The organism is Algoriphagus sp. UBA3586, assembly GCF_002376385.1.
GTDB classification, from domain to species: domain Bacteria; phylum Bacteroidota; class Bacteroidia; order Cytophagales; family Cyclobacteriaceae; genus Algoriphagus; species Algoriphagus ornithinivorans.
Map to the genome: position 1 here is coordinate 17821 of NZ_DFMT01000035.1, position 20075 is coordinate 37895.

Annotated in this window: 10 protein-coding genes; 5 read left to right on the forward strand and 5 right to left on the reverse strand. The window is 40.7% G+C overall.

The annotated features are described in order from the left end of the window. Window positions 1-102: 102 nt before the first annotated feature. From B2906_RS13475 to B2906_RS13490, 4 genes are all read right to left on the reverse strand, one after another. Window positions 103-537 (reverse strand): hypothetical protein, encoded by a 435-nt coding sequence (locus B2906_RS13475; RefSeq protein ID WP_286940321.1) that lies wholly within the window; start codon window positions 535-537, stop codon window positions 103-105. A 67-nt stretch (window positions 538-604) separates the two neighbouring features. Continuing rightward, complete coding sequence (locus B2906_RS13480; protein ID WP_286940324.1) at window positions 605-1786, reverse strand: class I SAM-dependent rRNA methyltransferase; 1182 nt, start codon at window positions 1784-1786, stop codon at window positions 605-607. Beyond that, complete coding sequence (locus B2906_RS13485) at window positions 1773-3170, reverse strand: sodium:solute symporter family protein (protein WP_286940326.1); 1398 nt, start codon at window positions 3168-3170, stop codon at window positions 1773-1775. The genes B2906_RS13480 and B2906_RS13485 overlap by 14 nt, the downstream gene beginning before the upstream one ends. Window positions 3171-3176: 6 nt before the next feature. Next, on the reverse strand, window positions 3177-4796 hold the full coding sequence (locus B2906_RS13490) for an ABC-F family ATP-binding cassette domain-containing protein (RefSeq protein ID WP_286940327.1): 1620 nt from the start codon (window positions 4794-4796) through the stop codon (window positions 3177-3179). A 166-nt stretch (window positions 4797-4962) separates the two neighbouring features. Between B2906_RS13490 and B2906_RS13495 the strand changes: the two genes are divergently transcribed. The 5 genes from B2906_RS13495 (at window position 4963) to B2906_RS13515 (ending at window position 17207) form a co-directional block, all read left to right on the forward strand. Next, on the forward strand, window positions 4963-8103 hold the full coding sequence (locus tag B2906_RS13495) for a PKD domain-containing protein (protein ID WP_219959278.1): 3141 nt from the start codon (window positions 4963-4965) through the stop codon (window positions 8101-8103). Window positions 8104-8139: 36 nt separating this feature from the next. Further along, the gene (locus tag B2906_RS13500; protein WP_286940338.1) at window positions 8140-11820 is read left to right on the forward strand and encodes a PKD domain-containing protein; all 3681 of its coding nucleotides are present in this window, start codon (window positions 8140-8142) and stop codon (window positions 11818-11820) included. 137 nt (window positions 11821-11957) lie between these two features. Continuing rightward, entirely contained in the window at window positions 11958-14966 is a 3009-nt protein-coding gene (locus tag B2906_RS13505) for a PKD domain-containing protein (protein ID WP_286940342.1), read from the forward strand. Window positions 14967-15037: 71 nt separating this feature from the next. Beyond that, the gene (gene galE / locus B2906_RS13510) at window positions 15038-16048 is read left to right on the forward strand and encodes a UDP-glucose 4-epimerase GalE (protein WP_286940349.1); all 1011 of its coding nucleotides are present in this window, start codon (window positions 15038-15040) and stop codon (window positions 16046-16048) included. A gap of 205 nt (window positions 16049-16253) precedes the next feature. Next, on the forward strand, window positions 16254-17207 hold the full coding sequence (locus B2906_RS13515; protein WP_286940354.1) for a CHRD domain-containing protein: 954 nt from the start codon (window positions 16254-16256) through the stop codon (window positions 17205-17207). A 96-nt stretch (window positions 17208-17303) separates the two neighbouring features. Here the strand turns inward: B2906_RS13515 and ggt are convergent, their stop codons facing one another. Next, window positions 17304-18998 (reverse strand): gamma-glutamyltransferase, encoded by a 1695-nt coding sequence (ggt, locus tag B2906_RS13520; RefSeq protein ID WP_286940364.1) that lies wholly within the window; start codon window positions 18996-18998, stop codon window positions 17304-17306. Window positions 18999-20075: the final 1077 nt, after the last annotated feature.

The window sequence follows — 20075 nt, forward strand, 5'->3', positions numbered from 1 at the left end:
CCCAAAGGATCAAAATCCGGAAGCTTCGGTCTTCGGTCTTCCATTAGGATGAGCAAAGAAGATATAAATACTGGCATGACTGCGGATAATCAGTTTTTGCAATTACCCTAACCAATTAGCCCAAGGGATTCTGCTAAGAATCAACACCAATCCTATGGCATACATCATGTAAACACTTCTGAACCTAGCACGGTCACTTTGCAGTTTTTTTGCTCGGATATAACCAATGCTGATCAATACGATAGCAATGATATTGATTAGTGGATGCTCTAAAGCAGTTAATCTGGCAGCTGGGTCAGACATTGCCCCTCCCGAAGTTAATAGGCTAAATCCAACTGGGCTGACGAAGTACAAAATCAAACCCACTAACAATTGGGTATGGGCAAGAATAAATGCGACCATTGCGATTTTCCTGTCCTTTTCTGTGAATTCTTTTCCACTGAGAGAACCGATTAGCATCAAAACGATGACAATGATCAAGGCGATTAGAGCCAAATAAGCAAGTCCTGAGTGTAAATGTTGTATTCCGATATACATGTTCGATGAGATTTATAGGGTGAAATTACTTCAAAAGAAATAATACTTGACTAAAATTGTTTGAAATTTACTCCACGTAAAGAACCAGGCCTTTGAGATACTCAGTTTCCGGATGATAAATATTGATTGGATGATCAGCCGGCTGACTTAAGTGATGTAGCACTTTTACTTTTCTGCCAGTTTCCATAGCTGCAGCGGTAATGGTATTGGCAAATAGAATTTTATCGACTACCTGAGAACAGGAAAATGTAAATAGAATTCCCCCGGATTTAATTTTTTTCAATGCCTCTGCATTCAGTCTTTTATAAGCCTGAACAGCATTATGTCTTGCTTTGATATTTTTGGCAAAAGCTGGAGGATCCAGCACGATGAGATCATAATCGTCACCAATTTCCCGAATGTATTTCACCACATCTGCCACCTTGGACTCATGGGATCCCAGGATTTGAGGATTGAGCGAGATATTCTCTTCTGTCAGTTCAATAGCCTTTGGAGAAATATCTACAGAATGCACCTCTTTCGCTCCTTCTAAGAGGGCTAAAACCGAAAACCCGCCTGAATAGCAGAAGGTGTTCAGGACTTTTTTTCCCTTGGAATAAGAGGCCAAAAGCTTTCTGTTTTCTCTTTGATCAATGAAAAATCCAGTCTTTTGTCCTTTCTCCCAGTCAATTTTATAGGTGGCGCTATATTCTTTTACTAAATCAGTGGAGGCTTTTCCCCAAACCCATTCATTGCTGCTGATGCCCAGATTTTTTGGAAGGGTTTCTGAACTTTTATCATAAATTCCTTGAATATCCTTGCCGTATACTTCCTGAATTGCTTCGGCAATCTCTTGAATATGTGCATGCATGCCTACATGATGGGCTTGAATGACCGCCGTTCCATTATAGAAATCCACAATTAAACCCGGCAGTAGATCTCCTTCCCCATGAATTAGCCTGTAGACATTAGTTTCGGGATTATTGATCAGTCCTAAAGCCTTTCTCAATTCATAAGCGGATTGAATTCTTTTCTTCCAAAAGGAAAGATCAATTTGCTCTTCCTCGAAACTGATAATCCTGACCATGATTGAGCCATGGGAAAAATGACCGATTCCCAAAAAAGTATTTCTTGAAGAGTAAACAGCCACTAGTTGACCTGATTCAAGATCGGAATCCATTTGGGCAATGGCACCTGAAAAAACCCAATGATGCTTTCGCATCAGTGAAATTTCTTTTCCTTTTTTTAAAATTATCTTAGGATAGTTCATAGTTCGGTTTTGATTTGTCAGGGAAGAAATAGCTTCCGGCTATCATGGAAATAATGCTGGCAAATAGTCCATATATATGAGCCTCTACAGAAAGCTCAAAGTTGGAAATGACCAAATAAACGATCATGCCAATTACCATAGACATCAAGGCACCCATCTTGGAAGCGTTTTTCCAATAAAGGCCTGCTGTCAAGGGTACAAATAAAGATACTAGCATCAAGATAGAGGCTCCAGCGACTAATTCATAAATATTGGATTCCCAACTTGCCATTATTGTTGCGATGATGGCTACAAAGACCACATTCAATCTTAGAATCCATAAGAAATGTCTGTCATCCAGTCTGTCTCCAAAATAGGGCTTAATGATATTCTCTGAAATGATGGCAGCAGGCGCCAGAAGCCCACTACTCGTGGTGCTCATAATTGCTGAAATTAAAGCCCCAAAAAAGACGATCTGTACAGGCAAGCCCCCATGCCTTAATATCATGGAAGGGAGGAGCATTTGCTTATTTTCCAAATAAAGTTCAGGATAGAGCACCTTAGCACCCAAAGCGATAAATAAAGGCAACAAGCCAAAAGTCAAATAAAATGTGCCAGCCAAATAGGTAGAGCGTACAGCTACTTTTTCTGATTTGGAAGCCATGACTCTTTGATAAATATCCTGAGATGGAATAGAGCCTAAGCCCAAAATGATCCAAGCTCCGAAATAATTGATCCAGGAAGTAAAATCGGGCTCAGGAAAAAACTGAAAGCTTTCTTCAGGAGCCTGAGAAAGTATTTGTTGAACGCCACCTGCTTCTTGAGCCACCAATATTGCAACCCAAACCAGCCCAATAACGATCATAGTGGTTTGGATGAAATCGGTAATCGATATAGCCCACATACCGCCCAAAAATGTATAGAATACTACAATTCCTGCAGCGATTAGAATTCCTTCTAAAAGGCTTAAATCAGTTACTGCTCCCAGCACCAAACTTAAGGCAACAAGCTGAGCCGCTACATAGCCAAAGTAGGCTGGAATCATGAAAACCGAAGCAAAAAACTCAACTCTTTTTCCGAAAATTCTTTTAAATACATCCCCGATCGTAAGAACTCCCATTCTGTACATAGGGCGTAAATAAAACATACCGAATAAAACCAAGCATAGTGCTCCTCCGAATGGATCTTCAATAACTCCAATTAAGCCTTCTTCTAGGTATACAGAGGATGCTCCAAAGATAGTTTCAGAGCCAAACCAAGTCGCAAATAGGGCAGAGGCAGAAAGAAAAAGCGGGAGAGATCGTCCCGCTAATACAAAATCATTGGAGTTTTTAACCAGCTTGGAAGACCAAGCCCCGATTCCCACCGTGATAGCGAGATAAGCTATGATGGCAAGAAGCAGCAAGGCAAATTAACTTTTAGCGTACATTTTCTCGCGAAGTGCCTTGATCTCCTCACTTTCCAAATAGTCATCGTATGGCATTCTGCGATCGATGGTTCCATTTGGGGTAAATTCTATGATTCTATTGACAGATGACTGTACAAATGCATGGTCATAAGATGACATTAAGACTGTTCCTGGAAACTCAATGACTGCATTGTTGAAAGCAGTAATAGATTCCAAGTCCAAGTGGTTGGTAGGCTCATCCATTACCAATAGGTTAGGATTTTGCAACATCATCTTAGAGATCATGCATCGAACTTTTTCACCACCGGAAAGAACCGTACATTTTTTCAAAGTTTCTTCTCCCGTGAAAAGCATTCTTCCCAAGAAGGTTCTAACGTATGCTTCTTCCTGATTACTGGAATATTGTCTCAACCAATCGATCAGGTTAAGATCTGAATTGAAGTACTTGGAGTTATCATTCGGCAAGTAGGCCTTATTGATGGTAACTCCCCATTTGAAAGAGCCTTTGGTAGCAGGAATCTCTTCCATAATGGTTTGGAAAAATTTATTTACCGCCTGCTTGGTCTTAGAGATAAAGGCAATTTTATCTCCTATGTCTACCATTAGATTTACATCGGTAAAGTAAGTAACCCCATCCTGCTTTAATTCCAGGTTTTCGGTCATAAAAATCTGGTCCCCGGCTTCTCTTTCCGGTTTGAACATAATGCCCGGATACTTTCTAGAAGATGGCTCAATATCATCCACGTTCAATTTCTCCAACATCTTCTTTCTGGCAGTTGCCTGCTTGGACTTTGCCACGTTGGCAGAGAATCTGGCAATAAATTCCTGTAATTCTTTTCGCTTTTCTTCAGCTTTCTTGTTTTGATCAGAACGCTGTTTCAAAGCTAATTGGGAGGACTCATACCAGAATGTATAGTTACCGGAGTAAATCTTAATCTTTCCGAAGTCTATGTCCACAATGTGTGTTGATACGGCATCTAAAAAGTGACGGTCGTGAGAAACTACGATAACGAGGTTTTTGAAGTTGACCAAGAAATCTTCTAACCACACGATGGTGTCAGCATCCAAGTCGTTGGTTGGTTCATCCAAAATCAAGATATCAGGATTCCCGAATAAAGCTTGAGCTAGGAGAACCCTTACTTTTTGATTACCCGCCAGGTTTTTCATTGGCTGATAGTGCAAATCCTCCGAAATCCCCAAGCCTGAAAGTAGGGCAGCGGCATCAGATTCTGCATTCCAACCATCCATTTCAGCGAATTCTGCCTCCAACTCGGAAGCTCTGATTCCGTCCTCTTCAGAAAAATCAGCTTTCATATAGATAGCATCTTTTTCAGACATGATGGAATATAGCTTTTTATGGCCCATCAAAACCGTTTTAAGAACTTCTACTTCGTCGAATTCAAAATGGTTCTGCTTCAAAACAGCCATTCTTTGACCAGGAGTGATGTTGATGGATCCTGAGGTACTATCTATATCTCCGGAGAGGATTTTAAGAAAGGTAGATTTGCCCGCACCGTTTGCGCCAATCACACCATAGCAATTGCCGGGAGTAAATTTAAGATTGACATCTTCGAAAAGGGTTCTTTTTCCAAATTTGAGGGAAAGATTATCTACTGAAATCATGTATTAGCTTCTTTTTTTTGAAGGCGCAAAGATAGGAATTATTATATTCCTTTTCCTGTAATACCAGACCATTTACATGATAATCCCTAACATCTGACACCTTTTACCAACAATATTTTAATCAGATGCTTATATTGAAAAATTATAGTTCCCTTAACTGAGCAGAATGAGGAAATTTTACCTGACAACAATTCTTTTAATCATTTTTCTGGCGAAAAGTACTTTCTCTTTTGCTCAGCTTTCTACTGTGGGAAAAGAATTCTGGGTGGGATTCATGGATAATAACCGAGTACCACCTTCAGGAAATTCAAATGGAGCACCTGATTTTGCCGTTTTGATTTTAACAGCCAGCGAAAATTCAACAGGAACTATTGAGTACTTGGGACAATCGGTAAGTTTTTCCATGACAGCTGGACAACAATACACCCTCAGAGTACCTTCTGAAGATTTAGATTTATTGCATAGGAACTCAGCAACCACAGAAAATAAGGGAATTTATATTTCAAGTACTGGAAAAATTGCTGTTCACGCATATAATGAACGCTTTAGAAGTGCTGATGGAACTGTGGTTTTGCCGGTTGGAGCATTGGGAACGGACTATTACATTACTTCTCACTATGAGACTTTGACCGCAGATGTGAATTTCAATGGGAATATCAACGATGAGAGTACCATGTTGGTCATCGCAACCGAAGACAATACTCAGATTGAAATCACTACTTCTGTCAATACCTTAGGAGGAGGAAACCCGGGAGTGCCCTTATCAATCAACTTGAATAGGGGGCAGAGTTATCAGCTGAAAGCCAAAGAAGATATGACTGGAACCCGGGTTAGGGTGATAGGAGAAAATGCTAATGAGTGTAAAAAGATTGCAGTTTTTGGAGGAAATAAATGGACCTCAGTAGGGAATTGTGGTGCGGCAAATGATCATTTGTTTCAGCAAGCTTATCCAGTGAATACTTGGGGGACTTCATTTGTTCATGTGGCACTGTCAGGTAGAACTTCTGGGGAATTAGTCAAAGTTTTAGGCTCTGAGGACAATACAGGTGTGCGTGTCAATGGAGTTTCTGTTGGGACAGTAAATAGAGGAACTTGGATCCCCATCGAATTTGGCATTAACGAGTCTGGAAAAATTGAAACTTCTAAGCCTTCTTCGGTGACAGTGTTTTCAAAAAGCCAAGCCTGTAATCAGCCAAATTCTCCAAATTCGAATACTGGAGATCCCTTCATGATTACCTATAGCCCATCAGAGCAATTTTTAAAGGACTTAACCTTTCAGTCCCTTGCCTTGCCATCCATAGTTAATCATTATGTAAATATTGTAGTCAAGGCAGGAAGCCAAAATTCAACTATTCTGGATGGTCAAAATATAGGGGCATTATTTTCAACTCTTCCCGGAGATTCAGATTTTCAATATGCCCGTGTTAATATCTCGCAAGGTGTACATAGACTTTCCAATCCGGAAGGTTTTGCAGCCTACGCCTACGGTTTTGGGGATTTAGAATCTTACGGATATGCAGCTGGTGCCGCTTTGGATAATTTGAATTTCAAAACAGAATCCGAATATGAATTTGATGTCCAGGGTGAAAATATTGCCTGTTTAAATCAGGTAGGTGATTGGATCATCAATTCTGAAAACCCAGATTTCACCTATTTTGTCTGGGATTTTGGAGATGGTAGTGATATCCAAGAAGGTGCTCAGGTGACTCACACCTTTACCGAGCCAGGAGAATATGAGGTAAGTGTTTTGGCTGCTATCAGCCCTAATTCATGCGATCAAAGAGAGGAGGTAACCTTCAGTGTCACTGTTTTGGAAACAGAAGGAGAGTTGTTGGGAGCAGAGTCTGTCTGCCCTGATGTCGAGGAATTACTTTATTCATTCAAAGCTATTGAAAATGTCAGTAGGGTTGAATTTGAGGTAGAGGGTGGAGAAATTATCGAAACCACTGATAATTCAGTTCTAATTAATTGGGGGCCGGCCAATGATGCCGCCTTTGTCAAAGCAATTCCTTATTCCTTAAACGGTTGTCCTGGAGAACCAATCATAAAATCAGTAGTAATTAATCAGCGAATTGAAGCGGAAGATCCTGAGGGAGTAATGCAGGTTTGTTTTGATCCTATTGTTTTCCACACTTATTCTGCTCCAAATGCTTCTTCAGGAAGAGGATATACTTGGACTGTGACGGGGGGAGAGATTGTTTCAGGTCAAGGGAGTTCAGAGATTGAGGTTTCCTGGAATCAGCCCGGTGTTTTAGGGGCTGTTTCTTATAAGGTTTTTAGTTTGGTGGATGAACTTTGTGAAGGAGAATCTTCTGAAATAGAAGTGATAGTAGAAGATGAGTTTGTAGTCAATGTAGCTCGACTGCTTCCAATTTCCTGTTCGGGATTGAACTCAGGAGAAATTGGATTGGAAGTAATTGGCGGAGTTGCTCCATACACCTTTGAATGGTCCCATGATTCAGGACTAGCTTCTGCTGATGCTTTAGAATTGGTAGCTGGCCTATATTCAGTGAAAGTCACAGATCAGTTGGGCTGTGAAAGACTTTTAGAAAACCTGGAAATAATTCAGCCTGAACCTTTAGCTATCCAGTCTATCAGTCCCGTTGGGACTTCCTGTTTTGGTAAACCTGATGGAGCTGTAAGCTTTACAATAACTGGAGGTGTAGCTCCTTATACAATTGATTATCAGGGTTTAAATACCTTCAATGGAAGTATAACTTTATCAGGTATGCCTCAAGGTGTATATTCTTGGGAATTGTTGGATGCCAATGGATGTAGCATTCCGCTAGATTTTGAAATAACATCACCTATAGCTCTTGAAGTAGATGTAAGGATGGAGAAGCCTGCTTGCCCAGGTGGTAGTAATGGAGAATTATTTGCCTTTCCCGCTGGTGGAGTCGGACCTTATGTGTATACTTGGGAATTCCAATCCACCCTTGGTAATCAATTACTTGCTGTTCCGAAAGGAAATTATGCTGTTTCTGTCACAGATGGCTCAGGATGTGTAAGCTTAGGCGAAGGTATAGTCGAAGAAGCTGAACCTGAGGTTAGACTTCCAACAGGATATTTTCCTCAAAGAGATAAGGATCTCTTCGAAGGTATATCTAACTGTGAGTTGCAATTCCAACTCTGGATATACGATAGATGGGGTCAACTTATCTATACAGGTACTGAGGGATGGGATGGCACGGTTTCTGGAGTGAATGCGCCATCAGGAACTTATTCCTATGTCTTCCAATATTCATTTTTGTTGGAAGATGAATTAAAAGTAGAAAACAAATCCGGAGCTTTTGCTCTTATTAAATAGCTAGATCACCCTAATCTGCTTATGCCTTATATTTAAATGAAACACGCAAAAAGATTCTTTTTAATCTTTTTGGTGTTGAGTTCATTTTTCCTGAGCGAAGGTAGTTTCGCCCAGTTGAGCACCGTCGGTACGGAGTTTTATTTCGGGTTTATGGAAAATAACCTGAAAGAAAACAATGAGGATAAAGCCCTAATATCCATTACGGCTTCGGAAGACGCTATTGGCTATATTCAGTACTTGGGTAAGACGATAAACTTTTCAATAGCCAAGGGAAAAATATTTACTCATGAAATTCCCACCACAGCGACTGAAGACATCATTCATCGTTCTTCGGGTGTTATTAGAAATAAAGGCGTTTATATTTTTTCTTCCGGCAAAATAGCTGTCCATGCGTTCAACCTCAGGTCTACCAGTTCAGACGGAAGTGTTATTCTGCCATTTACAGCGATAGGCAAGGATTATATTGTCACTGCTCATTATAATGACATCAGTCTTTCCCCCAATAATTTTGAAAGCACCGTGCTGATTGTTTCGGCAGAGAATAATACAGAAGTTGAAATTAATCCTACCGTACCCACTGTCAATGGATTTGCAGCCGGTTCACCTGTGAAAATCACACTAAATAAAGGTCAGAGTTATCAGTTAAAAGGACAAGGCGATTTAACAGGAACACGAGTAAAGGTGGTCAATTCTGGCTCTGATGATTGTAAAAGAGTTGCCGTTTTCGGAGGGAATAAAATGACTCAGGGGGGAACCTGCGGTTCTACATCAGATCACTTATTTCAACAGACATATCCGCTTTTTACCTGGGGAAAAGAATTCATTCACATTCCTCTTTTGGAAAGGACAGCCGGAGAATTAGTCAAAGTGGTGGCTTCTCAAAATAATACCACCATCGAAGTCAGTGGCTTAGCAACTGTGACTCTGAATGAAGGTGAATTTTACATCTATGATTTTAAGTCTACTGATATTGCCACTATCAAGTCTGATAAACCCATAGCAACTACGGCAATTGCGAAAAGTCAGGACTGTGATACTCCGGGTCCTCTTAAATTTGGAGACCCTTTGATGATCACCTACAATCCAAATAATGAAAGGATATCTTCCATCGTTTTTAATTCCCTGCAGTCATATGGATTCCTTAGGCATTTTGTCAATGTGATTGTTCCAGCTGAATCAGTGAACGAAACGATTTTGAATGGAAAAAACATCGGAGATCAATTCAAAGCCGTTCCAGGAAATCCTAATTTTCACTATGCTCAGATCAAATTAAGTGGAGGTACAAATTCACTTTCTAATCCTAAAGGATTGATTGCCTATGCCTATGGAACCGGTAATTTGAATTCCTACGGCTTTTCTGCAGGAGCAAATTTTGAAAGTTCTGAATACGAGGCAGATAGTAAATATGAATTTGAGGTAGTAGGTGAAAGAGTGGCTTGTTTTGGTCAGGAGGCTACTTGGATGATTCAACCTGAAAGTAAGATTTACACTCAGTTTAAATGGGATTTTGGTGATGGTTCTGACCCTGTTTTTGGGCAAGAAGCCAAGCATACATTTACAAAAGAAGGGAAATTCACTGTTTCTGTCTTAGCTTCCAACGGAGCAGCCAGCTGTGCCTTAGAAAGAACCTATTCTTTTGATGTGGAAGTTCTAAAGGTACTAGCAGAGATCAAAGGGGAAACCAATGTTTGTCCCGGAAGTACTCATGTTTACGAATTAGGAGAGACTGTCAATTTCGAAAAGCTGGAATGGCTTGAGGTAATCGGTGGAGAAATAGTGAGCCAATCAGCTAATTCTTTAACGGTGAAATGGAGTGAAACTTCCGATGCCGGTCAAATCAAAGCGGTGGCTTTTGCACCAAATGGATGTAGAGGAGAAGAAATAATTCTGGATATAGAACTTGGAAGTACAGGGCTTGATGTAATTCCACTCGGCCCTGAAAGTATTTGTGGAATACAAGAGGAGTCTCTGGTTTATGAAATTCCCGCAGATTTTGAATTCGCTGGGTCAATCTTGTGGGAAGTGATAGGGGGAAAGATTACTGGTGAGGCAGATCAAAAGCAAGTTGCAATATTATGGGATGATGATGCAGAGGTGCGCAAGGTATTTTTTACGCTTACCAATACAGAGGATGCATGTGGAGGTATTTCTAAGAAATTGACTGTTGAAAAACTGGATAAAATACTTTTTGAGAATGCCCAAATAAATGGAAATCAAGAAGTTTGTCTGGGTTCAGAAATTACCTACACTTTTTCATCAACAACTCCTTTTGGAAATTTGGATTGGGTAGATGTAAGAGGAGGTTCAATCTTGGAAACAGGCAATGATTTTGTGAAAATTCGATGGATTGAGGAAACTGAAAATATGGGGCTTTCACTGATACCATACAATGAATCTGATTGCCCTGGTGAGTTGATATCTCTGGAAATCCGAATAAAGGAATCAGAAGTTTTACCGAAGCCGAAAGGAATTGAAACGCTTTGCGGACCCGATTTCCTTGATCAAGTCTATGAAGTTCCAAATCCTCAGACAGGAGTTCAATATTCTTGGGCTATTCAAGGAGGAGAAATCATCGGTGAAAATTCCGGTAAATCAGTTACTGTAAGATGGAAGAATTCCAGTGAGGGGAAAGTCATTTCTTATTCGGAGCAAATTCAGGATCAAAGCGTTTGTCCTAGAAGTTCAGAGGTTTTAAAAATTAAGACTGGAGAACCAATTCTGCTACAAGAGCAGATAGAGACATTGGCTTCTTGTCCAGGTGAAACCAATGGTGCTTTGGAGATCAAAGTGAAAGGGGGGACAGGTAATTATGAATTTGAATGGGAAGGATATCCTACTGTAAAAGGAAATAAGCTTGAAAATATTGCTGCCGGTGAATACCAAGTAACTGTTAAAGATGTATCAGGTTGTGGGATAGCCGAATTTAGCTTGACCTTATCAGATCACAAAGGGTTGGAGTTAACCCGAGAATTGGAATACATGAGAACCACTTGCTCAGATTCGGGTGATGGTGGTTTTATCGCTTATTTGACAGGAGGCAAGGCACCTTATAAGGTGGAAGGATTTGATTCTACTTGGGATGGAGAAAAACTTACCGTGAAAGGATTGTCAAAAGGTCCATTTACCCTTTTTATCTTAGATGCTACCAATTGTAGTTTAGCAGTTGATGGGGTAATTGGAGGAACTGAGGAGTTAAAGGTCAGCTTCGTAGAAGAAAGTGAAAGTTGTCCCGGAGGAAGTTTTGGAAGGCTGGCTGTAAAAGTTGAAGGTGGTGTGGGGCCTTATCAATATGCTTGGGATTTGGGTTCTGGAATCTCAGAGGTCCGCTCTACTTCTAGTACCTCAAATTTTGGATCTAACTTTATCAGTGATATGCCTTCCGGAGAATATGCTGTTACTGTGACGGATAGTAATGGCTGTCAGGTAATGGCCTATGGAAGGATTTCAGAAACTAGTCCGCAGGTTCGAATGCCTACAGGATACCTGCCTTCTGATGGATTATATTATCCTGTTTCTAATTGCTCTCTCAACTATACTCTCAAAGTTTTTGATAGATGGGGAGGGATGGTCTACGTCGGAACTGAAGGTTGGGACGGTATGATAAAAGGAAATGAAGCTCCAGTTGGAACATATACATTTGTCTTGAGTTACACATTCAGCAAAGAAGGTGAAATAGAGACAGAAGAAAAGTCTGGAATTTTCACCTTAATCAGGTAAATTTCTGATTCAGGAGATTTTAGCAGATGAATTCAGTGTGGAAAAGGGCGATTTGGACATTCTTGCCAATTTTTTTGGTATGCTTTTCCGCTTTTTCCCAAATCAGTACCCTTGGTAGAGATTTTTACATTGGTTTCATGGATAATAACCGCAGGAACTCTCAGCCTGATAAAGTCGTGGTTATCATAACAGCCAATGAAAAAGCCTCAGGAATCATTCAAACCCCCAAACAGGCAATCTCATTTTCTCTAGAAGCCGGTCAGCAACTGATCCGAGAATTTGATGGAGAAGATGAAGGAGTTATTCATAGAGAAAGTGGACAGGTAGAGTATAGACCCTTTAGAATCACCTCTTCGGGCGATTTGGCTGTCCATGCGATCAATGGGAGACAATACAGCACAGATGGAACTGTGGTGCTTCCTTACAGCTCATTAAGCACCGAATACCTGGTCATGGCTCATTATGATGTTTTCGGACCAGGTCAAAATCCAGGAAGTAATCAAAATTTTGAAAGTACTTTACTGGTTGTTGCCACAGAAAATGATACAGAAATTGAGATCATTCCTGCTGCAAGAACAGTCAATACCATTCCTGCTGGAGCACCCATTCGGATTGTGTTGAATGAGGGAGAAAGTTATCAAGTCAAGGCAGAAGGAGATTTGACAGGTTCCAGAATAAAAGTTTTAAATGCCAATCAAAATAATTGCAAACTCATAGCAGTTTTTGGAGGTAATAAGACCAGCTCTGCAGGAGATTGCGGAACCAGTGGAGACCACATTTTCCAGCAGGCATATCCTATTCAAACTTGGGGTAAAGAATATATTCACATTCCTCTAGCAGGAAGAACATCCGGTGAAATAGTAAAGGTATTAGCCTCACAGGATGGAACTATCCTACGAATAAACGGAGAGGTGAAGGCAACTTTAAATGCCAGACAAAGCGCCAAGTTTGAGTTTGGTAAGAATGACATCGCCAGAATAGATGCAAATAAACCCATCTCTGCGGCTGTGATTGCAAAAAGTGCGGCTTGCAATGAATTTGGCGTTGCACCTTTAGGAGATCCTTCGTTATTTGTTTTGAGTCCAAACTCACAAATGCTCAAGAATATAATTTTTTCTACCGGCAAGCTCATCGGTGGGTTTAATCAAAATATCGAGCATTATTTAACGCTATTAGTAAATTCAGGTACAGAGGGTCAAACTACTCTGAATGGCCAAAATGTTGGCGGTAATTTTTCACAAGTTTCCGGCACGAACTTGAGCTATACGAGAATCAAAGTTCCATTTGGAGTTAATTCTGTATCAAACCCAGAAGGTTTGATAGGATATGTGTATGGGTCTGGCTCTATTGAGTCCTATGGATTTGCTATTGGTGCAAGTTTGGAGAATGTCCAGTTTGAAACTGAAACGAGGTATGAATTTGAAGTTGAAGGAGAGAAGGTAGCCTGCCTCAATCAAGAAGGGCTTTGGAAGATTATTCCCGATGATCCCAAATTCATTAATTTCTCTTGGGATTTTGGTGATGGGAGTATAAGTAAAAGTGGTCAGGAAGTCTCTCATATTTTTACGAAAAAAGGGACTTATGAGGTAGTTATAACTGCTTCTACAGGAACAGGAGCTTGTGATAGCGAAACAGAATTCAAATTTGAAATAGAAGTTACTTTCGTGGAAACAGAATTGAAAGGGCCTGCCTCTCTTTGTCCCGGTGCTGAAGGAATTCGATATTATCTTGAAAATTCTCTCAATATAGATCAAGTGATTTGGGAAATAGAAGGAGGGGAGATCACTCAAAGTAATGAGGAATTTGCCTTAGTGAATTGGGGTGTAGTTGAAGGCACAGGATTTATTCGCATTACACCTATTGCTGAAAATGGTTGTTTAGGAGAGGTTTTGGAGATCGAGGTAGAAATCCAGAATAATTTTGAGCCGGAAATACCTTCCGGGCAGGCTGGACTATGCGGAAGTACGATCGAGCCACTTACCTACACTGTACCCTATCCAGTGGATGGGAAAGACTATTTCTGGCAAGTTAGCGGAGGTCAAATTTTATCCGGTCAATCGACTGAAGAGATTGTAGTTTTGTGGGATGAAAATGCCTCTGAAAGAAGTGTTTTTTATGAAGAAAGCTTGTCATCTGATCCCTCTTGCTTCGGCGTCTCCAAAATTTTAAACATCGGATCTTTTGATGCGCTTTCTGTAACTGAAGGAAATAAAATTTCTCCATCATGTCCTGGAGAAAGTGATGGGGAAATTTTACTTTCAATAGAAGGAGGTTCTGGAGATTTTATATTTGAATGGGAGGGATTTCCGGAAAATCAGGAGGATTTTTTAAAGAACATACCTGCTGGTAACTATCAGGTAAAAGTGATCGATCAAGCCGGCTGTGGAGAAATTCAGTTGAATATATCCCTAGAGGATCCTAAACCTATTTTGATTAATAGAATTGCGGTGACCGATGTAAGTTGTGCTGCTGAGTCCAATGGAGGAGCTGTCTTGGAAATTTCTGGCGGTGAACCGCCTTATCAAGTAATTGGATTTGAATCTGTATGGGATGGCGCCCGTCTTTCATTTTCAGGATTGAGCAAAGGAACTTTCCAGCTTTTACTAGAAGACTCCAAATCATGTACTATGCCATTTGAATTGGTAATTACCGGTCCTGATCCCCTCAATTTGGAATTTGAGGAACTGGCACCGGGTTGTCCAGGAGGACTTGATGGGGCATTGGAAGTTAAAGTTTCTGGAGGAACTCCACCTTATACTTATCAGTGGGAAAATGGCGAAGCATTGGCACTTTTGGAAAACCTTCCTTCAGGTGAATTTTCGGTGACAGTCACAGATTCCCAAGGCTGCCAAATTTCAGGTTTGGGTAAGGTGTCGGAATCGAGGCCTCAGGTTCGAATGCCTACAGGGTTTTCACCAAAAGATGGCCCTTATCAACCTATATCCAATTGTAGCATCAGTTATAAACTAATGATTTTCAACCGATGGGGGCAATTGATTTTTTCTGGGACAGAAGGATGGGATGGGAATCACAATGCCAATCCTATGCCACCCGGAGCCTATTCCTACTATATATCCTATCAGTATAGCTTGGAAAATGGTTTGAATACTGATGAGAAACGGGGAACCTTTACCTTAATCAATTAAAGATTTGATCAAAAATTCGGGAGATCTTATCCTTTGGATTAGATTTGTTCTTTAGGAATTTTTAATCAAGAATGAAAAAAATATTAATTACCGGTGGGGCAGGATATATTGGCTCACACACTGCCGTAGTTATGGTAGAAGCGGGTCTAACCCCAATTATTTTAGATGACTTATCAAATTCCAGTGAGTCAGTTATTGACAGATTGGAAGAAATCATGGGTTACAAACCAATTTTTTACAAAGGAGATTGTAATGACTCATCAATTTTAAATCAAATAGGAAAAGAACATCAACTTGCCGGAGTAATTCATTTTGCGGCTTATAAGGCAGTGGGAGAGAGTACTCAAGAGCCATTGAAATATTATCAGAACAACTTAGGCTCTTTAATGGTCTTGTTGGATTTTATGAAAAGGGAAGGAATTCAGGATTTGGTTTTCTCTTCATCCTGCACAGTATATGGGCAACCGGATGTTTTGCCTGTTACAGAAACCACACCTCGAAAAGATGCTGAAAGTCCCTATGGGAACACTAAGAAAGTATGCGAGGATATTTTGGTTGACTATGTGAAAAGTAAAGCTGGAGTTAGAGTGATTTCACTCCGCTATTTCAATCCGGTTGGTGCGCATCCAAGTGCTAAAATCGGAGAGTTACCCAATGGAGTTCCAAATAACTTGGTGCCCTTTGTTACTCAAACTGCTGCCGGATTAAGAAATAAACTGACTGTCTTTGGAAATGATTACGATACTTCAGATGGTTCTTGTGTAAGAGATTTTATTCATGTGATGGATTTGGCAGATGCACATGTGAAAGCGCTTAATTATTTGGGCGAGCAGGATGCCAATTTTTACGATGTATTCAATGTCGGAACTGGCCATGGGAATACGGTATTAGAAGTAGTTGAGACTTTTGAAAAAGTCAATCAAATAACACTCAATTATGAAATCGGACCTAAGCGTCCCGGGGATGTAGTTAAAATCTGGGCAGATACGAAAAAAATCAATCAGATATTGGGCTGGTTTCCGAAATACTCTTTGGAAGATTCCCTTCGGGATAGTTGGAATTGGCAGAAAACTTTGAATTAAAAAAAAAATCAGCTCTCTAAAGCTGATTTTTTTTTGGTTATACATACCTGTTAATAATCATTTGGTATAAGAACTCACCCTTCCTATATCAATTTCTGCATTTTGCACTTATAAAATTGCAACTTTTTGAAAATCAGGTCAATCCAATTCCTGTTGACCTTACGTAATTCTCTTATTCGATTTTAACATTCAAACCCAAAAAATCATGAAAAATTTATTTCAAAGTGTGTACTTCAGCATTTTTGTAATGCTGTTTTTTGTTGCCTGCCAAGGCATGGAGGATGCTCAAATTCCTATGGCAGATGATTCAAATGTAGAGTTTACTGGTGACGAAAATGCCAGAAAAGGCCAAATGATGGAATTTGGTTCCTTTTTGATTGGAACTGAAGAAGTTCCTGCTGTCAATTCTTCCGGCGCGGGCGCTGCTTTTTTCTCTTTAAGCCCTGATGGCAAAAGCCTGAATTTCGAAGTGAGAGTTGCAAACACCACAGGAATTATTTTTGCTCACTTGCATAATGCAGCAGAGGGAGAAAATGGTCCTGTAGTAGTAACCTTGATTCCCGCTCAAGATCCATCTGGACTGGAAAACGGAGTGGTTGTAGAAGGAATGATCAAAATGGAAGACCTTTCAGGACCTTTAGCCGGAAAAATGATTTCTGACTTAGTTCGGGAAATCAACATGGGTAGAATTTATGTGAACATACATACCTCTTCTTTTCCTTCAGGGGAGCTGCGAGGACAAGTTAGCATGGTTCAACCGAACAATAATGATAATTTCACTATCAAGCTATCTGGTCTGAATGAAGTTCCAGCTGTAGAAACTGATGCAACTGGGGTAGCTATTTTCAGATTCAATAAAAAGAATTCCTCTGTAGATTTCCAGGTGAATGTGGACAATATCTCTGACATTCGATTCTCTCACATACATCTTGCTGAACCAGGAGCTAATGGCCCGGTGGTAGTAACTTTAGATGGTGAAAAAAGAGAAGGACCTGTAGAGGGAGTATATGTTAAAGGAACTTTAACCAGCGAAAGTCTAGGAGGTAAGTTAATGGGTGGAGACCTGATGATCTTGAGGGAAGCGATGAGAACAAGCTATGCTTATGTTAATGTGCATTCAGATCTGGTTCCAAGCGGAGAATTGAGAGGTAACTTCTAAGGATTCATTCTTTAAATCACATGTAAAAGCCCTTCAGAGAATTTCTTTGAAGGGCTTTTTTTAGAGGTTGTGGTAAGAAAATACCTCTTTTACTTTTTAGTATCCAGCAGCTTGACCGTCTTTTCTTGATTCGGATGCGCCAAAATAAACTTTTTGAATAGGGTCATATCGAATTGCTTGATAGCCTCCATAAGGCCCCACACTAAACTCCACCCTATGTCCCATTTCCTCTAAGGTTCGAATCACTTCATAAGAGAATCCACTTTCTAGGTTGAGCGAACCTCCGGAAGTCATACGGGAGCCAGTAGGCTGGGAGGAGCCAACATGACGCATTCTAGGAGCATCTCCTGCCTCTTGTATATTCATTCCAAAATCGATGATATTGACAACAATTTGGGCATGTCCTTGCGGCTGGACCGCTCCACCCATTAAGCCAAAACTCATAAACGGCTTTCCGTCTTTGGTGATAAATGCAGGTATAATAGTGTGAAATGGTCTTTTGCCTCTTGCTAAGGAGTTCCAGTGGTTTGGGTCCTGAACGTTAAACATTTGCCCTCTGTTTTGTAAGACAAATCCCAGGCCGTCAGGTACCATACCAGACCCAAATTCATCATAAATGCTTTGGATAAAGGAGACCATATTTCCTTCCGAATCAGCTACAGTTAGATAGGTGGTATTCCCTTTTTCAATATCTCCAGCAGGATATTCATCTGCAGCTTGGTGGAAATCTATTAATTTTCTTCTCTCAGCAGCGTACTCCTTTGAAATCAGGTAATCTACAGGAATTTGATTGAAAGCAGGGTCCGCATAATATTTTGCCCGGTCTTCGTATGCTAGCTTTTTTGCCTCAGTCAAAACATGTAAATATTCAGCACTTCCAAAGCCCATGGATTTGATGTCAAATCCTTCCAAAATATTTAGCATTTGTAAGGCGGCGATTCCTTGCCCATTTGGAGGAAGCTCCCATACATCGTAACCTCTATAATTGGTGCTTACTGGTTCCACCCACTCAGATGTATGATTTTTTAGGTCCTCGTAGCTTAAGTAGCCTCCATGTTCTTTCATAAAACGATCTATGGTCCTCGCTATCTCACCTTCATAAAATGCCTTTTTTCCTCCTTTGGCAATTAGATCATAAGTTCTTGCGAGATCAGGGTTTTTGAAAACATCCCCCTTTTTAGGAGTTGATACACCATTTGGCATATAGGTCTTCCTGAAACCCGGAAGGTCTTGCATTCGAGGCCAGTTATTATTCATCTGCCAGGCAATAACCTCTGATATAGGGAAGCCCTTGTTTCCGTAATCAATGGCAGGTTGGAGGATATCTTGCATGGAAAGCTTTCCAAAGCGCTTGTGCATTTCAAACCAACCGTCCACTGTACCGGGAACAGAAATAGGAAGAGGTCCTAAGAAAGGGACATAGTTTAGCCCTTTTTCTTTAAATACCTCCATAGTCAAGCTGGCTGGAGCTCTTCCACTTCCATTGAAACCATACAGTTTTTGAGTTTTGGCATCCCAGATGATGGCAAAAACATCTCCACCAATTCCACAGGCATGAGGCTCTACCAAACCCAACATGGCATTGGCTGCAATAGCTGCGTCCATGGCAGTTCCTCCTTTTTTCAAAATATCCAAAGCAGCTTGTGTCGCTAAAGGCTGGCTGGTAGCAGCCATTCCATTTTGAGCGACGATTTCAGATCGAGTAGCAAAGTTCTTTCCTGTAACCCGATCTTGTCCTTTGGTTCCCAAACTGATCAGCAAGAAGCTAATCATCAAAGCAATATATTTCATATGATTTGTCGAATTTGATTCGATATTAAGTTGGAAGCTTAATTTGGGCAAGGCAAACTTGGTTGAATGGTGAATATCTCAGATTTGGGCTTGCTATACTTTGGAGAAATAAAGTAGAAATATTTAGAAATACGCCTTCGGCGAAATAATAGAAAAGATACTTTTAAGATAATTTCAAGATACGCTTGCGGCAAGATAGACCTTGAGACCATCCCGCATCAAAAGCTCCTTAGGAGCGAAAAATAAAATAGCCCCGCCTGAGGCGGACAGGCAGGGGTTTTAACCCCTGGATCATTGTACCTAACCTCAACCCAGCGCTAACCCGAGAACTCCTTTTGGAAAAGAGGTGTCATGCCAGCAAGGCAGGACAAGGTTCTGTTTAAATCGGATTGAAAATCCTACGATAGGGCCTCGGAATTGCAAATTCCGAGGAGCTAATACGCCTGTGGCGAAATAAACCTTGAAGACAGCCTGGATCAAAAGCTCTGAAAGAGCGTAATTTATTAGCCATGCCTGAGGCGCGCAGGCCCAGGTGCAACTCAGCGTATAAATAGAAAAGGTAACCAACCCGGCGCTGGCCCGAGAACTCCTTTTGAAAAAGAGGTGTCATGCCAGCTAGACGGAGAATGAAATACAGTAGAAATATATTGAAATACGCCTTCGGCGAAATAATAGAGAAGATACTGTTCAAGATAATTTTAAGATATGCCTTCGGTAAGATATACCTTGAGACCATCCCGCATCAAAAGCTCCTTAGGAGCGAAAAATAAAATAGCCAGGGGTTTTAACCCCTGGATCCTTGTACCTAACCTCAACCCAGCGCTGGCCCGAGAACTCCTTTTGAAAAAGAAGTTTCATGCCAGCAAGACAGGACAAGGCTCTGTTTAAATCGGATTGAAAATCCTTCGATAGGGCCTCGGAATTGCAAATTCCGAGGAACTAATGGGTACAAAAACAAAAAAGTCCCGAATCTCTTCGGGACTTTAAGCGGAATGGACGGGACTCGAACCCACGACCTTCCCGAGAATCGGGACAGGCATTCTAACCAGTTCGTTTATTGAGTATTAATAAATAAAA

Coding starts and splice junctions, on each gene's coding strand:
- B2906_RS13475 (WP_286940321.1), bottom strand. CDS start 537: ATGTATATCGGAATACAACATTTACACTCAGGACTTGCTTATTTGGCT.
- B2906_RS13480 (WP_286940324.1), bottom strand. CDS start 1,786: ATGAACTATCCTAAGATAATTTTAAAAAAAGGAAAAGAAATTTCACTG.
- B2906_RS13490 (WP_286940327.1), bottom strand. CDS start 4,796: ATGATTTCAGTAGATAATCTTTCCCTCAAATTTGGAAAAAGAACCCTT.
- B2906_RS13495 (WP_219959278.1), top strand. CDS start 4,963: ATGAGGAAATTTTACCTGACAACAATTCTTTTAATCATTTTTCTGGCG.
- B2906_RS13500 (WP_286940338.1), top strand. CDS start 8,140: ATGAAACACGCAAAAAGATTCTTTTTAATCTTTTTGGTGTTGAGTTCA.
- B2906_RS13505 (WP_286940342.1), top strand. CDS start 11,958: ATGGATAATAACCGCAGGAACTCTCAGCCTGATAAAGTCGTGGTTATC.
- galE (WP_286940349.1), top strand. CDS start 15,038: ATGAAAAAAATATTAATTACCGGTGGGGCAGGATATATTGGCTCACAC.
- B2906_RS13515 (WP_286940354.1), top strand. CDS start 16,254: ATGAAAAATTTATTTCAAAGTGTGTACTTCAGCATTTTTGTAATGCTG.
- ggt (WP_286940364.1), bottom strand. CDS start 18,998: ATGAAATATATTGCTTTGATGATTAGCTTCTTGCTGATCAGTTTGGGA.